13 protein-coding genes are annotated in these 14554 nt (G+C 70.5%); 10 read left to right on the top strand and 3 right to left on the bottom strand.

All coding sequences use genetic code 11. The features are described from left to right. Nucleotides 1-132 precede the first annotated feature (132 nt). The gene (locus tag GA0111570_RS03555) at nucleotides 133-1104 is read right to left on the bottom strand and encodes an aldo/keto reductase (protein ID WP_092606427.1); all 972 of its coding nucleotides are present in this window, start codon (nucleotides 1102-1104) and stop codon (nucleotides 133-135) included. 227 nt (nucleotides 1105-1331) lie between these two features. Between GA0111570_RS03555 and GA0111570_RS03550 the strand changes: the two genes are divergently transcribed. From GA0111570_RS03550 to GA0111570_RS03540, 3 genes are read left to right on the top strand one after another with little or no spacing between them, the layout of a single operon-like run. Beyond that, nucleotides 1332-2192: a helix-turn-helix transcriptional regulator gene (locus GA0111570_RS03550; protein WP_092606425.1), complete on the top strand. Its 861-nt coding sequence runs from the start codon at nucleotides 1332-1334 to the stop codon at nucleotides 2190-2192. A 58-nt stretch (nucleotides 2193-2250) separates the two neighbouring features. After that, the gene (locus GA0111570_RS03545) at nucleotides 2251-2781 is read left to right on the top strand and encodes an SRPBCC family protein (protein ID WP_092606423.1); all 531 of its coding nucleotides are present in this window, start codon (nucleotides 2251-2253) and stop codon (nucleotides 2779-2781) included. A gap of 12 nt (nucleotides 2782-2793) precedes the next feature. Beyond that, nucleotides 2794-3375 (top strand): GNAT family N-acetyltransferase, encoded by a 582-nt coding sequence (locus tag GA0111570_RS03540; RefSeq protein ID WP_092606421.1) that lies wholly within the window; start codon nucleotides 2794-2796, stop codon nucleotides 3373-3375. 120 nt (nucleotides 3376-3495) lie between these two features. On the opposite strand, the gene GA0111570_RS03535 is transcribed toward GA0111570_RS03540, so the two are convergent. Then, complete coding sequence (locus tag GA0111570_RS03535; RefSeq protein ID WP_217634002.1) at nucleotides 3496-4761, bottom strand: HNH endonuclease signature motif containing protein; 1266 nt, start codon at nucleotides 4759-4761, stop codon at nucleotides 3496-3498. 340 nt (nucleotides 4762-5101) lie between these two features. Here GA0111570_RS03535 and otnK point away from each other — a divergent pair, with 340 nt between their 5' ends. The 6 genes from otnK (at nucleotide 5102) to otnC (ending at nucleotide 11469) form a co-directional block, all read left to right on the top strand. Further along, nucleotides 5102-6511, top strand: coding sequence for a 3-oxo-tetronate kinase (gene otnK, locus GA0111570_RS03530; protein ID WP_092606417.1), 1410 nt, complete (start codon nucleotides 5102-5104; stop codon nucleotides 6509-6511). 17 nt (nucleotides 6512-6528) lie between these two features. Continuing rightward, complete coding sequence (gene otnI, locus GA0111570_RS03525) at nucleotides 6529-7314, top strand: 2-oxo-tetronate isomerase (protein WP_092606415.1); 786 nt, start codon at nucleotides 6529-6531, stop codon at nucleotides 7312-7314. Beyond that, a complete protein-coding gene (locus tag GA0111570_RS03520) occupies nucleotides 7311-8144 on the top strand; it encodes a DeoR/GlpR family DNA-binding transcription regulator (RefSeq protein WP_092606413.1) in 834 nt (277 codons plus the stop codon). Before otnI ends, GA0111570_RS03520 begins: the two co-directional genes overlap by 4 nt. After that, on the top strand, nucleotides 8141-9106 hold the full coding sequence (gene denD, locus GA0111570_RS03515; protein WP_092606411.1) for a D-erythronate dehydrogenase: 966 nt from the start codon (nucleotides 8141-8143) through the stop codon (nucleotides 9104-9106). The genes GA0111570_RS03520 and denD overlap by 4 nt, the downstream gene beginning before the upstream one ends. A 178-nt stretch (nucleotides 9107-9284) precedes the next feature. Beyond that, nucleotides 9285-10799 carry a GntP family permease gene (locus GA0111570_RS03510; protein WP_092606409.1) on the top strand — a complete coding sequence of 505 codons (1515 nt, stop codon included), beginning with the start codon at nucleotides 9285-9287 and terminating at the stop codon, nucleotides 10797-10799. Nucleotides 10800-10851: 52 nt separating this feature from the next. Beyond that, a complete protein-coding gene (gene otnC, locus GA0111570_RS03505; protein WP_092606407.1) occupies nucleotides 10852-11469 on the top strand; it encodes a 3-oxo-tetronate 4-phosphate decarboxylase in 618 nt (205 codons plus the stop codon). Between the two features lie 329 nt (nucleotides 11470-11798). Here the strand turns inward: otnC and GA0111570_RS03500 are convergent, their stop codons facing one another. Continuing rightward, complete coding sequence (locus tag GA0111570_RS03500; RefSeq protein ID WP_092606405.1) at nucleotides 11799-12419, bottom strand: GerMN domain-containing protein; 621 nt, start codon at nucleotides 12417-12419, stop codon at nucleotides 11799-11801. Nucleotides 12420-12759: 340 nt separating this feature from the next. Between GA0111570_RS03500 and ilvD the strand changes: the two genes are divergently transcribed. Beyond that, nucleotides 12760-14448, top strand: a complete 1689-nt coding sequence (gene ilvD / locus GA0111570_RS03495; protein ID WP_092606403.1) for a dihydroxy-acid dehydratase — start codon at nucleotides 12760-12762, stop codon at nucleotides 14446-14448. The last annotated feature ends 106 nt before the right edge of the window (nucleotides 14449-14554 follow it).

The raw sequence follows: 14554 nt of genomic DNA, 5'->3' as shown, positions 1-14554 counted from the left end.
GGGAAGGGTCGGTGCGGGGAATGCTTCGGTTCTGGATCGTCCGTCCCTGGGGGCCTCCCAGTTCTTGATCGTCCGTCCCGGACGGCGGAGGATCCAGAACTGGAGGGCGGGGCGTCGGCGGCCGATGAAGCTTCAGAAGGCCGATGGCACGTGCGGGCGGTAGTGCTGCTCGAGCAGCGCCACCTCGTCGTCCTCGAGTCGTACGTCGAGGGCCGCGACGGCATCGGCGAGGTGGTGCGGCTTGGTGGCCCCCACGATCGGCGCGGACACCACCGGGTTGCGCAGCACCCAGGCCAGCGCGACCTGCGCCATCGGGATCCCCCGGGCCGCCGCGACCTGCTGCACCGCGTCGACGATCGGCTCGTCGCCCTCGATGTCGAACCGCGCCCCGACCGGGTCCTGGTCCATCCGCGAGGTCCGCTCGCCCCAGGGCCGGGTGACCCGCCCCTTCGCCAGCGGGGAGAAGGGGATCGAGCCGACGCCCTGCTCGGCGAGCAGGCCGAACATCTCCCGCTCCTCCTCGCGCATCAGCAGGTTGTACTGGTCCTGCATCGACACGAAGTGCGTCCACCCGCCGAGGTCGGCGGTGTACTGCATCATCGCGAACTGCCACGCCCACATCGACGAGGCGCCCAGATAGCGGGCCTTGCCCGCCTTCACCACGTCGTGCAGCGCCTCCATCGTCTCCTCCACCGGCGTCTCCGGGTCGAACCGGTGGATCTGGTAGAGGTCGACGTAATCGGTGCCGAGCCGGGTCAGGCTTGCGTCGATGTTCTCCATGATCGCCTTGCGCGACAGCCCGGAGCCGCCCGGACCCGGGTGCATCGGGAAGTACACCTTGGTGGCCAGCACGATGTCCTCGCGCCGGGCGTACGTACGGATAGCGCGCCCGACGATCTCCTCCGAGCTGCCGTTGCAGTAGGAGTTCGCGGTGTCCCAGAAGTCGATGCCGGACTCGACCGCCTGCCGGAAGAACGGCTGCGCGGCCTCCTCGTCCAGCGACCAGCTGGTGTAGCCGCCGCGGGCCGGGTCGCCGAAGCTCATGCAGCCGAGCCCGATCCGGCTCACCTTCAGGCCCGAGGCCCCCAGTCGTACGTGGTCCATGACGTTCCTTCCCGTGGGCCGGTGTCGGCCCGTACGGCCGGTGCCGGTCGCCTCGCTGTCCTTGCGACCAAGTTCTCGGTCGTTGCGACCAGGTGCTCGGCCGTTTCCACCGGGCTCTCTGCCGTTGCCACCAAGGCAACCACCGTCCTCGACCGCGCGGGAGACTCTGCGAAGAGGGGTACCAGCAGTACCTGCCTGCGGCGGGCGCGTCGACGTAGCGTGGAGGCGTGGCGACGAACGACGACATCCGTGACTTCCTGACCTCGCGGCGGGGCCGGATCACCCCCGACCGGGCCGGGCTGCCGGCGTACGGGGGCAACCGTCGCGTCAGCGGGCTGCGGCGCGAGGAGGTCGCGCTGCTGGCCGGGATCAGCGTGGAGTACTACACCCGGCTGGAGCGCGGGCACGTCGGAACGGTCTCCGAGTCGGTGCTCGAGGGACTGGTCCGGGCACTGCAGCTGGACGAGGACGAGGCCGCGCACCTGGCCGACCTGTTGCGTACGGCCGGGCCGGGACGCCCGCAGCGGCGCCGGACGACTCCGCGGAAGGTGCGCCCCGGCGTGCAACTGGTGCTGGACTCGTTCACCGGGCCGGCGCTGGTGCGCAACGAGCACTTCGACCTGCTGGCGCTCAACGCGCTGGGCCGGGCGCTGTACGCCCCGGTGGTCGACTTCGCGCCGAAGCGGCCGAACACCGCGCGGTTCATCTTCCTGTCCCCGGAGGCGCCGCGGTTCTTCCTGGACTGGGACCGGATCGCCGACGAGTGCGTCGCCGCGTTGCGGGCCGAGGCCGGCCGGGACCCGTACGACAAGGACCTGTCGGACCTGATCGGGGAGCTGTCGACCCGCTCGGAGACGTTCCGGACCCGCTGGGCGGTGCACAACGTGCACACCCACCGGGCCGGGTCCAAGCGCTTCCACCACCCGGAGGTCGGCGACCTGGAGCTCAGCTACGAGAGCCTGCGGCTGGTGGCCGACGAGGGCCAGACGATGTCGATCTACACTGCCGAGCCGGGCTCGCCGTCGGCCCGGGCGCTGGACCTGCTGGGCAGCTGGGCGGCCACGCCGGCGGCCGCGAAGGTGGAGTGAGGGCGCGAGCCCCCTTCGGGCTCTGGCCGTCACCCGCGGCGCATGGCAGGGTAGGGCCATGCGTAGCCGCCACGTGAGCCAGGTGATCCATCGCGATCCCGGGGCCGTGTACGACCTCGCCGCCGACGTCGACAATCTGCCGCGCTGGGCCGCCGGGCTGGCCAAGGGCGAGCTCCTACGGGAGGGCGACGACCTGGTGGTGGAGTCGCCGATGGGCCGGGTCACCCTCCGCTTCACCGAACGCAACCCGTACCTGATCCTCGACCACGACGTGACGCTCCCCTCCGGGGTCGTCGTGCACAACCCGATGCGGGTGCTGCCGCATCCGGAGGGCGCCGAGGTGGTCTTCACCATCCGCCAGTTCGAGATGACCGATGCCGAGTTCGACCGCGACATCGAGGCGGTGGCGGCGGACCTGCGCCGACTCCAGGAGCTGGCCGAGGCGAGCTGGCCGGAGGAGAGTCTGCCGGAGCAGACCCTGCCGGAGCAGACCCTGCCGGAGAGCGCGGAGCAGGGCCCGCGGGAGACCCTGCCGGAGCAGACCGCGCCGCAGCAGAGCCGGCCGGAGAGCCGGCCACCGGAGAACTGAGGCGCCCGCACCATGACGATCACCACCCACCCGGCCACCGAGGACCGCTTCGACGACCTCGCCACCATGCTCGGACCGAAGAACCCTGACTCCTCCGTGTGCTGGTGCCTCAGCCACCGGATCGATTCGAAGACGAACCGCTCGCTCCTCGGCACCGCCCGCGCGGACTACGTCCTTGGGCTGACCCGGCGCCCGGTGGCGCCCGGGATCCTGGCGTACGACGGCGACGACGTCGTCGGCTGGGCCGCCATCGCCCCGCGGGCCGAACTGCCGTTCGCGAATTCCCGCAAGATCCCGCACGTGGACGACCTGCCGGTGTGGTCGATCTGGTGCATCCGGGTCCGGCCCGGCCGCCGCGGCCAGGGCATCTCCCACGCCGCGCTCGCCGGCGCCGTCGAGTACGCGTACGAGCTGGGCGCCCCGGCGGTCGAGGGCTATCCAGTCGACAACCAGGGGCAGCGGGTCGACCCGACCATGGCGTACGTGGGCACCCGTGCGGTGTTCGAGGCGGCAGGCTTCGAGTTGGCCGCACGTACGGACTCGGTCTCGGGCGGGTTCCCGCGCGTCGTGATGCGCCTCGACCTGCGCATCTGAACCGCCCCCTCCCTGGCAGCACCGAGCCCCCCTCCCCTGGGCAGCACCGATCCCCGCCCTTCCCGGGGCAGCACCGAGGCCCCGGCACGAGGACGTGACGGGTTCCCGACCGCGGCCCGGTCAGGCGGCCTCGGCGCGCGGGATCCTGAAGCGTTGGTGGCGTCGGGGCCGCTGCTCGGGGTCGACGCGAACCGGCGGCAGCACCTCCGGGATGCCGCCGTTGCCCAGACGGATCTGCCAGCGCTTGTCCGCAGGTGCGGTGGTTGGCTCGACGATGCGGTGATGGTGCGCGCAGACCGAGACGAGGTTGTCCAGCGATGTCGCCCCACCGGCCTGCCACGGCACGATGTGGTGCGCATGGCAGTCCGTCGGCGGCTTGTCGCAGCCGGGGAACACACACCCTCGGTCCCGGGCGTTGAGGGCGGTGCGGATGGGGGCGGTGACCAGCCGGTGTTCGCGGCCCACGTCGAGGACCTCCGACTCGGCGCCGAGCACCACCGGCACCAGGTCTGCGTCGCAGCACAACCGGCGCAGCTCCCCAGCGCTGATCGGCTGGTCCGGCCCGACCAGACGAGCACCCGCCGCCAGGTCGGCCAACCGCTCGTGCGGCATGGTCACTACGATCCGCGGCCGGTCGCCGCCATGCGCCGGCGCGTCCTGATGGGCCGCGGCGGCCTCGGCCAGCGCGACCAGGGCGTCCGCCCGGCGCATCGTCGGGGTGACCTCCTCGGCCAGCGGATCCAGCGCGTCCAGCGCGCGACGGGCCTCGGCTGAAGCCATCGCGTTGATCTGCTCGATCAGGGTCTGCGCCTGCAGCACCGGCAGCCTTCCGCGGATCTTCACCGTTCCGTGCCCGTCATCGGTGAACGACAACTCTCGATTCCGCCGGGCCAAGCGCTCCTCCCGCTCCAACCGCTCGGCCTCCAACCGGTCGACCACCTCCGGCGCGATCACCTCCAGCAGGTGCCCGGACAACGTGGACAGGCCCTTGGCGTCGAACTCGGCGGCGAAGCCGACCATCATCGCCTCGGCCCGGGCGCGCTCACCTGCGTCCAGGTCATCGGGCAGATCCGCCAGCACCCTGGTGATCGCCCGCACCTGCGCCGGCGAGGCCTCACCCGCCAGCGCGGCCCGGGTGAGGTCGGGGAAGCTGCGCAGGTCCCGGCCCAGACCGAGCAGCGCCCAGCCCTCACGCCGTGTCATCCGCCGCTGCGCGGACAGCAGGCTCACCACTGGCAGCCCCGTCGCCGTGACGTCGGCCCCGTACGCGTCAGTCTCGGCGGCCAGCACCGCGGCCAACGCGGCCAACCGGTCCGCGGCCTCCACCGCCGCATCCAGCAAGGCCACCCGTTCGGCATCGGTGGCCAGTGATCGATCGTCGTCCAATGCGTCCAGACCCGTACGTATCCCGGCCAACACAGCGCCGGTTCGGGTTCCCCATTCCCGTTCCATGACCACCACGCTAATCGAACGCACTGACAAATAATCGAGGGCGGCCGGAGGGGCCTGTCCCGACACCTCGACCTGCGCCGAGGCTGCCGTACGCCGCCCCCAGACCGCCGCTCCCACAGCTCGGTTCAAGCGCGCCCGCCACCACTTGTGCATTTTTGTGAAGCTGTGTTAAGTTTCGTGACAACGATCGACCGAGGACGTGCGACGTTGTCGACACCTCGGTCACCCCTACGCAATGGCGCGCCGGGTCGTGGTGCGCTCCTCAGGAGTGGATATGGCTGTACGGCTCGGCGTGATCGCCGACGACTTCACCGGCGCGACCGACATCGCCGGGTTCCTGGTCGCCAACGGTCTGCGCACCGTCCAGCTGACCGGCGTCCCGACCGCCGCGACCTCGGTGCCGGAGGACGTCGACGCGGTCGTGGTCAGCCTCAAGAGCCGCTCCAACCCGGCCCCTGAGGCGGTGGAGATGAGCCTGGCCGCCCTGGGGTTCCTGCAGTCGATCGGCGCCGAGCGCTTCTACTTCAAGTACTGCTCCACCTTCGACAGTACCGACCAGGGCAACATCGGGCCCGTCACGGACGCCCTGCTCGCGGCACTGGGCACCGACTTCACCGTCATCTGCCCTGCGCTTCCGGTCAACGGCCGCACCGTCTACAAGGGCTACCTGTTCGTCGGTGACGCGCCGCTGCACGAGTCGGGCATGCGCCACCACCCCATCACGCCGATGACCGATTCCAACCTCATGCGCCTGATGGACCGGCAGTCCCAGGGCAGGACCGGGAACGTGGACGCGGCCGTCGTTGCCCGGGGCAGCGCTGCCGTACGCGACGCACTGGCTGCCCTGAAGGCCGAGGGTTTCCGCTACGCGGTCCTGGACGCCGTCACCGACGACGACCTGGATGTCCTCGGCGAGGCCGTCGCGGACCTTCCCCTGGTGACCGGGGGCTCGGGCCTGGGCGCCGGACTGGCGCGCGTACTGAGCAGGCCTGCGGGACAGCACGCCGACGACGCCACCGGCACGTGGCAGCACGCCGACGACGCCACCGGCACGTGGCAGCACGCCGACCACGACACGCGGACCTGGCAGCCGACCCCCGGGCGGACCGTGATCCTGTCGGGATCCTGCTCGGTGATGACCAACCAGCAGGTAGCCGCCTACGACGCCTCCGGCGCACCCACGCTCCGGGTCGACGTCGACCGGCTCCTGGCCGACCCTCCGACGTACGCCCGCGACGTCCTCGCCTGGGCCCTGGAGCGGTCCGGGGAGGGGGCCGCACCGCTCGTCTATGCCACCGCGCCGCCCGACGAGGTGGCCAGGCTCCACGCCACCTACGGCGCCGAGCGCACCAGCGAGGCGATCGAGGCACTGTTCGCCACCGTGGCCGCCCGGCTCGCGGAGGACGGCGTACGACGCTTCGTGGTCGCGGGAGGCGAGACCTCCGGATCCGTCACGACCGCCCTCGGCGTGACCGGCTTCGAGGTCGGCCCCCAGATCGCTCCCGGCGTGCCCTGGGTGCGCGCGCTCGACTCCGGCATCGAACTCGCCCTGAAGTCCGGGAACTTCGGCGACACCGACTTCTTCACCACCGCACAACAGCCCGCACCGCAGCCCGCACAACAGACTGCACCGCAGCCCGCACCGCAGACCGCAGAGCAAACCGCGCCGCAGACCGCGCACTGACCCCCGAAGGACCCACCATGCCCCGGTTCGCAGCCAACCTGTCGATGCTCTTCACCGAACTGCCCTTCCTCGACCGCTTCGAGGCCGCCGCCCGCGCCGGCTTCGAGGCAGTGGAGTTCCTCTTCCCGTACGACTTCCCGGCCCAGGACATCGCCGACCGGCTCGCCGAGTACAACCTGACGCAGGCGCTGTTCAACATGCCGCCGGGCGACTGGTCGGGGGGCGAGCGCGGCATTGCGGCCCTGCCCGGTCGGGAGGCCGAGTTCGAGGCCGCAGTCGAGACCGCCCTGGCGTACGCCGAGGTGCTCGACTGCCCGCGCCTGCACACCATGGCCGGGATCACCGGCGGCAACCCGTCCGCGGCCTGTGGCGAGACGTACCTGCGCAACATCCGCTACGCCGCCGACCGTGCCGCCGAGGCCGGCTGCCTGATCCTGGTCGAGCCGCTGAACCCGTACGACGTGCCCGGTTACCACATCGCCAGCGTGCGGCAGGGGCTGGAGTTCCTCGACACGGTCGAGCGGGACAACGTCCGGCTCCAACTGGACCTCTACCACGCGCAGATCACCGACGGCGACGTGACCCGGCTCATCCGGCGGACGGTCGACCGGGTCGGCCACGTCCAGATCGCCTCGGTGCCCGAGCGGCACGAGCCCGACACCGGCGAGCTGAACTACCCGTACGTGCTCGCCGCCTTGGACGACGCCGGTTACACCGGCTGGGTCGGGTGCGAGTACAACCCGGCCGCCGGCACCGAGGCCGGACTCGGCTGGCTCGACGCCTACCGGACATCCTCGCGATGATCCCCCTGGAGCGGCGCCGGCGCATCCTCAGCGTCCTGGAGGAGCGGGGAACGGCGAGGATCTCCGAACTCTGCGAGCTCCTGGACGTCTCGCACATGACCGTACGCCGCGACATCGGAGCCCTCGAGGAGCTGGGGCGCGTGGCCTCGGTGCCCGGCGGGGTGTCGCTGCCGGCCCGTCTGGTCCTGGACCAGTCCCACGCCGTCAAGGAAGGCATCCGCCAGGAGGAGAAGACCGCCATCGCCCAGCAGGCCGCGAGCATGGTCGGGCCCGGCGAGCTCGTGCTGCTGGACGCCGGCACGACCACCCTGGCCCTGGCCCGCGCGCTCGCCGACCGCGCGGACCTGACCTTCATTACCAACGACCTGGCGATCGCGACCTACCTGTCGGAGCATGCGGCCAGCGAGGAGCTGTACCTCGCGGCGGGCAAGGTCGATCGGGCGAACCTCTCCACCGAGGGCGCCCAGACGGCCGCGGCGATCGCCGAATACAACATCGACATCGCCTTCCTCTCCACGTCGTCCTTCGACCTGCGCGGCCTGTCCGTGCCGACCGAGGCCAAGAAGGTCGTCAAGCGCGCGATCGTCGAGAATTCCACCCGCACCGTGCTCCTCACCGACAGCAGCAAGTACGGCAAGGTGGCCGACCTGCGCGCGGCCCGGCTCTCCGAGCTCGACGCCGTCATCACCGACAGCGGGCTGCCCGAGCCCGCCCGTACGGCGATCGCGCAGCAGGACGTCCCGCTGGTCCTCGTCGACGTCCCCTCCCCCCGCTCCGCAGCCTCCCCGTCCGCTTCTCCCCAGACCCCCACAGCAAAGGTGCAGCCATGAACATCGTCGTCACCGGCGGCGCCGGCTTCCTCGGAAGCCGCGTGATCCGACTCCTCCTCGAGCGCAAGGACCAGGGCACGCCGCCGATCGCCTTCGACCGGATCGTCTCGTTCGACCTCGTCGAGTCCCCCGTGGACGACCCCCACGTGACCTCCGTGGTCGGCGACATCGCCGACCCCGCCCTGATCGCCTCGGTGATCACCCCCGACACGGTCGCCGTCTACCACCTGGCCGCCGTGCTCAGCGGCGGATCGGAGGACGACTTCGACCTCGCCATGCGGGTCAACGTCGACGGCACCCGCGCGCTCCTCGAGGCCGCCCGCACGACCGGAACCCGCCCGCGCTTCCTCTTCACCAGCTCGCTGGCGGTCTTCGGCGGACCGATGCCCGCGCGGGTGCCCGAGAACCTCGCGACCCAGCCCGAGTCGACGTACGGCGCGTTCAAGGCGATCGGCGAACTGCTGGTCAACGAGTACTCCCGCAAGGGTTTCGTCGACGGGCGGGTGCTCCGGCTGCCGACCATCTCCGTACGTCCGGGCAGGCCGAACTCGGCCGCCTCGTCCTTCGCCAGCGGCATCCTGCGCGAGCCGCTGAACGGCGTCGCCTCGTCCTGCCCGGTCCCGCAGGACACCCGGATGTGGCTATCCTCCCCGGACACTGCCGTACGCAACCTGGTGCACGCGCTCGAGGTCGACGGCGCCGAACTGGGCCAGTGGCGCACCCTGAACCTGCCCGGCATCTCGGTCACCGTCGGGCAGATGCTCGACAGCCTCGAGCGGGTCGGCGGCACCGAGGCCCGCGCCCTGGTCACCGACGAGCCCGACCAGCGGGTGATGGACATCGTCTGCTCCTGGCCCGGCGACTTCGACGTCGAGCGCCCGCTCGCCCTCGGCTTCGCCCGTGACGAGTCGTTCGACGAGGTCGTCGCGCAGTACCGCGACGAATTCGTGCCGGCGCACTGAACCCCGAGTTCTTCTCCCTCAGGCGCTGTCCCAGGGCGCTGATCCAGGGCGCTGACCCTCCGGTCATCGCTCGAGGGAACCCCTCACCCGACCCTTCGGCCCCGGGCTCCTTCATCGACCCCTGCCCGGGACCCCCTCCTCGACCCCTGATTCCTGCTCCCAGAAAGCGGACATCCCCATGAAAGAAGCAGCCACCGCGATCGGCCCCACGGCCATCGTCGGCCTGGTCATCGCGATCGCAGTGCTGGTGTTCCTCGTCATGCGCACAAAGGTGCATGCGCTCATCGCCCTTATCGCCGCCGCGTCCATCGCGGCCCTCTCCGCCGGTATGGCGCCGGCCGACGCCATCAAGTCCATCACCACGGGCTTCGGCTCGACCCTGGCCACGATCGGCCTCGTCGTCGGCTTCGGCGTGATGATGGGACGACTGCTGGAGGTATCCGGCGCCGCCGAGAAGCTCGCCATCACCTTGGTCCGCTGGCTCGGCACGAAGCGGGAGGAATGGGCGCTCGCGGTCGCGGGCTACATCATCTCCATCCCGATCTTCGTCGACAGCGCCTTCGTCATCCTCAACCCGCTGGTGAAGTCGCTGAGCCGCACCTCCAAGCGTTCGGTACTCACCCTTGGCATCGCGCTCGCCGGCGGCCTCGTGCTCACCCACCATGCCGTCCCCCCGACCCCGGGCCCGCTGGGCGCCGCCGGAATCTTCGGCGTCAGCATCGGCGACATGATCCTCTGGGGCCTGATCCTCACCCTCCCCGCGCTGGTCACCGTCACGATCTACGCGCGGGTCATGGGCCCGCGGATCGAGGCCATGATCAAGCGCGACACCGGTGAGTCGCTGGTGGTCGAGGACGCCTTCACGCAGGTCAGCACCCACGCCGAGGGGCACGGCGTCCAGAACGCCAGCGTCTCGGGCCGAGGCACCGCCACCATTGTCGAGGACGACATCGACGAGGCACTGGAGCCCAAGGAAGCCTTCGCGCAGTTCGCCGCCCAGGCCAAGGAACGCGAGGCCCAGTTGCCCTCGCTGTCCCTCTCCATGCTGCCGATCGTCGCGCCGATCCTGCTCATCTTCCTCAACACCGGCATCGCCGCCCTCGCGGCCAGCAACTCGGTGCCCCAGCTCCTCGTGGACACGGCCTCGTTCATCGGCAACCCGGTCATCGCGCTCGGCATCGGCCTGCTGCTCGCCATCTACGGCGTCGCCCGTCACCTGAGCCGCCGCGACGCGCTGGCCGAGATGGAGAAGGGCATCGACAGCGCCGGCATCATCCTGCTGGTCACCGGTGCGGGTGGCGCGCTCGGAGCCGTACTCCGCGACAGCGGCGTCGGCCAGGCAATTGGCCAGTGGGTCGCGGGACTGCCGCTGCCGGCGATCCTCATCCCGTTCCTGATCGCCACCATGGTCCGGCTGGTCCAGGGCAGCGGCACCGTGGCCATCATCACCGCTGCCTCGCTGTCGGCGCCCATCATGGCGCAGATCCCCGGCGTCAACATGGTGCTGGCGGCCCAGGCCGCGGCGTTGGGAGCCATGGTCTTCAGCTACTTCAACGACAGCCTGTTCTGGGTCGTGAACCGCATGCTCGGAGTCAAGACGGTCAAGCACCAGATCCTGACCTGGTCGGTGCCGACCACTGTCGCCTGGGCAACCGCACTGGTCACCATCCTGGTCGCCGACATCTTCGTCTGATGCCTCCCGCACCCGATCCCCGCCATCAACCCGAAACGACCCAGGAGCGGACATGAGCCAGAGCGAGCAGCGCCAGCAGATCGTCGAGTTGGGCGCCAGCCTGTTCCAGCGCGGGTTCTCCGTCGGCAGCGCCGGGAACATCAGCGTACGGGTGCCGGAGGGCTTCCTGATGACGCCCACCAACTCGTCGCTGGGCCGGCTGCGGGCCGATCGGCTCTCGCTGCTCGACCACCAGTGGAACCACGTCGGCGGCGACCGGCCCACGAAGGAGGTGGTGATGCACCGGGCGCTGTACGAGGCCCGCCCGGATGCCCAGGCGGTCGTGCACCTGCACTCCCTGCACGTCACGGCGCTCAGCTGCCTGCAGCCCGGGCCGGGCCCGCTCATCCCGCCGCTCACGCCCTACTTCGTCATGAGGCTGGGCCGGGACGTCCCGACGATCCCCTACTACCGCCCGGGCAGCCCGGAGATCGAATCGAGCATCACCGAGGCGGGGCGCGGTGCCAGCGCGATGATCCTCAGCAACCACGGCAGCGTGGTCGCCGGTTCCTCGCTCGAGGCCGCGGTCAACGCCGCCGAGGAACTGGAGGTCTCGGCGCAGCTCGCCCTCATGCTGGCCGACCGGCCGGTCCGCCAGCTGACCGAGGAGCAGATCGCCGAACTGCTCTGATCACGCCGACTCCCCGTCAGTCACTGGGTCCCGGCTTCCTGATCATGGAAGCCGGGACCCAGTGCCGCCCAGACAGCGTTGCCGCACTCTTCAGGCCCCTCCAGATCGCTCTCCCCGGACCCGAACCCTCTTCCCAGTTCTTGATCGTCCGTCCGAGACAACGGAGGATCAAGAACTGGGAACGCCACAAAGACGGGGAATCAAGAACCGACAGCGCCACCAGCACGGGTAATCAAGAACCTGCCGGTGAGCAGGCCACTACTCGTCACCTCGCCCACCGTTCACCTCGCCCACCGTTCACCTCGCCCCCGTTCACCTCGAGCGTTCGGTCAGTTGAACGGTGCCGCGTCGCAATTGTCGTTGGACGCGTCACAGCCCATCTGCAGCCACTCCCAGAATGCCTTCGGCTGCCCCTCGATCGCGTACCGCACCTGCGGCGTCATGCCCGCCTGCTGGGCGGTCGTGCCGAGCTGTGCCAGCAGCGCCTGGCTGCCGCACGAGGTGCTGGCGTTGGGGATCACCGTACGGATGTCGGTGAGGTTCACGTACGAGGTGCCACCGCTGACCTTGGCGCTGACCAGCGCGTTCGCGGTCGCCGACGAGAACCACGACCGATAGCCCTGCGCGGACTCAGCCGCCGTTGGGCCTGCGAGCAACTGCTGCATGCTCGCGGTCAGCATGTCGGCGGAGGCCGGAACGGTCCGCGGCACGGCGTACACCTTGGAGCAGTCGGCCGCGTTCGGGTTAAGCACCTGGTTGTCGAAGTACACCAGCACCGTCTTCGTCGCGGTGGAGGACTGACTGCGCTCAGGTCCGGCCCCGGGCCCGTTCGTGGGCTGGGGTCCGTTCCCGTCCGGCGGCGTGCACCCGGCCAGCAGCAACAGTCCGGCCAGCACCGCTCCGGCAGCCCTTACGCCGGCGAATCCCTTGGCCCGCACCATTAGACGCATCCTGGGCCCCTCTCCGATCCTGCCCCGATCCTGAAGAACCCAACAATTGTCCGCCCGCTGGCGGTGTCCTGTCAGGTTGCGCCATCGGTTCGGTACTCACGTGCGCCGTCCTGGCCAAGTAGCCGCTTGGGTACGCCGAATCTGCTGGTCTATCAGTAGATTCGGCGTACCCAAGGGGCCACCGCCGCGGAGGCCGCCCCTACGCCTGCGCATCGCTCCGCCAACACGCCCCACCCACACACCCCCACTCCCGCCCACACCACCCCCAATTCCCCCTCGCGCCCGCCGCGCCCCCGGTCTAGGGTGATTCAAGCCACCCGGCCACGGATCGAGGACAACGATGACCGACATCAAGCCGCGCAGTCGAGCCGTCACCGACGGCATCCACGCCACCGCCAGCCGCGGCATGCTCCGCGCGGTGGGGATGGGCGACGAGGACTGGGACAAGCCGCAGATCGGCATCGCCAGTTCCTGGAACGAGATCACCCCCTGCAACCTGTCCCTGGACCGCCTTGCGCAGGCCGCGAAGGAGGGCGTCCACGCCGGCGGCGGCTACCCGCTGGAGTTCGGCACCATCTCGGTCTCCGACGGCATCTCGATGGGCCACGAGGGCATGCACTTCTCGCTGGTCTCCCGCGAGGTGATCGCCGACTCGGTCGAGACGGTGATGTCCGCCGAGCGTCTCGACGGTTCGGTGCTGCTGGCCGGCTGCGACAAGTCGCTGCCCGGCATGCTGATGGCCGCGGCCCGGCTCGACCTTGCCTCGGTGTTCCTGTACGCGGGGACGATCGCGCCGGGCAAGGCGCTGCTGAGCGACGGCACCGAGCACGAGGTAACCCTGATCGACGGGTTCGAGGCGGCGGGCGCCTGCCTGGCCGGGCTGATGAGCCGGCAGGACCTGGACGCGATCGAACGCGCGATCTGCCCGGGCGAGGGCGCCTGCGGCGGCATGTACACCGCGAACACAATGGCCTCGATCGCCGAGGCGCTCGGGATGAGCCTGCCCGGCTCGGCCTCCCCGCCCTCCGCCGACCGGCGCCGCGACAGCTTCGCGCACAGCTCAGGGGAGGCGGTGGTCGAACTGCTGCGTCAGGGCATCACCGCCCGTCAGGTGCTGACCAAGCCGGCGTTCGAGAACGCGATCACCCTGCTGATGGCCCTCGGCGGCTCCACCAACGCCGTGCTGCACCTGCTGGCCATCGCGCACGAGGCCGACGTCGACCTGGAGTTGGGCGAGTTCAACCGGATCGGCGACAAGGTGCCGCACCTGGCGGACATGAAGCCGTTCGGCAAGCACGTGATGGCCGACATGGACTTCCACGGCGGCATCCCCGTGATCATGAAGGCGCTGCTGGACGCCGGCCTGCTGGACGGCGACGCGCTGACGGTGACGGGTCGTACGCTCGCCGAGAACCTGGAGCAGATCGGCCCCAAGCCGCTGGACGGCAAGGTGATCCGCAGCATGGACAACCCGCTGCACCCGACCGGCGGGATCACCGTCCTGCACGGCTCGCTGGCGCCCGAGGGCGCGGTGGTGAAGTCGGCGGGGTTCGACGCGGACGTGTTCGAGGGCCCCGCCCGGGTCTTCCAGCGCGAGCAGGAGGCGATGGACGCCCTGGACCGCGGCGAGATCCAGGCCGGCGACGTGCTGGTGATCCGGTACGAGGGGCCCAAGGGCGGCCCCGGCATGCGCGAGATGCTGGCGATCACGGGCGCGATCAAGGGCGCGGGCCTGGGCAAGGACGTGCTGCTGCTCACCGACGGGCGCTTCTCCGGAGGCACCACCGGCCTATGCATCGGTCACCTGGCGCCCGAGGCCGTCGACGGCGGTCCGGTCGCGTTCGTCCGCAACGGTGACCGGATCCGGGTCGACATCAAGGGTCGTACGCTCGACCTGCTGGTCGATCCCGAGGAGCTGGCCGCCCGGCGCGAGGGCTGGCAGCCGCTGCCGCACCGCTACACCCGCGGGGTGCTGGCCAAGTACGTCCAACTGGTGCACTCGGCCTCGGAGGGCGCGGTCACCGGCTGACCCAACAAGCCTCCACGTACGGGTGCGGTCACCGGCTGATCCAAACAAGCATCCGTACGGGCGCGGTCACCCGCTGATCCAACAGCGCTCCCCGTACGGGCGCGGT

The sequence above is a fragment of the Raineyella antarctica genome (genome assembly GCF_900092135.1).
Lineage (GTDB): Bacteria > Actinomycetota > Actinomycetes > Propionibacteriales > Propionibacteriaceae > Raineyella > Raineyella antarctica.
The sequence above is the reverse complement of the archived record's forward strand: the minus strand, read 5'-3'. Positions and strand labels throughout refer to the sequence as shown.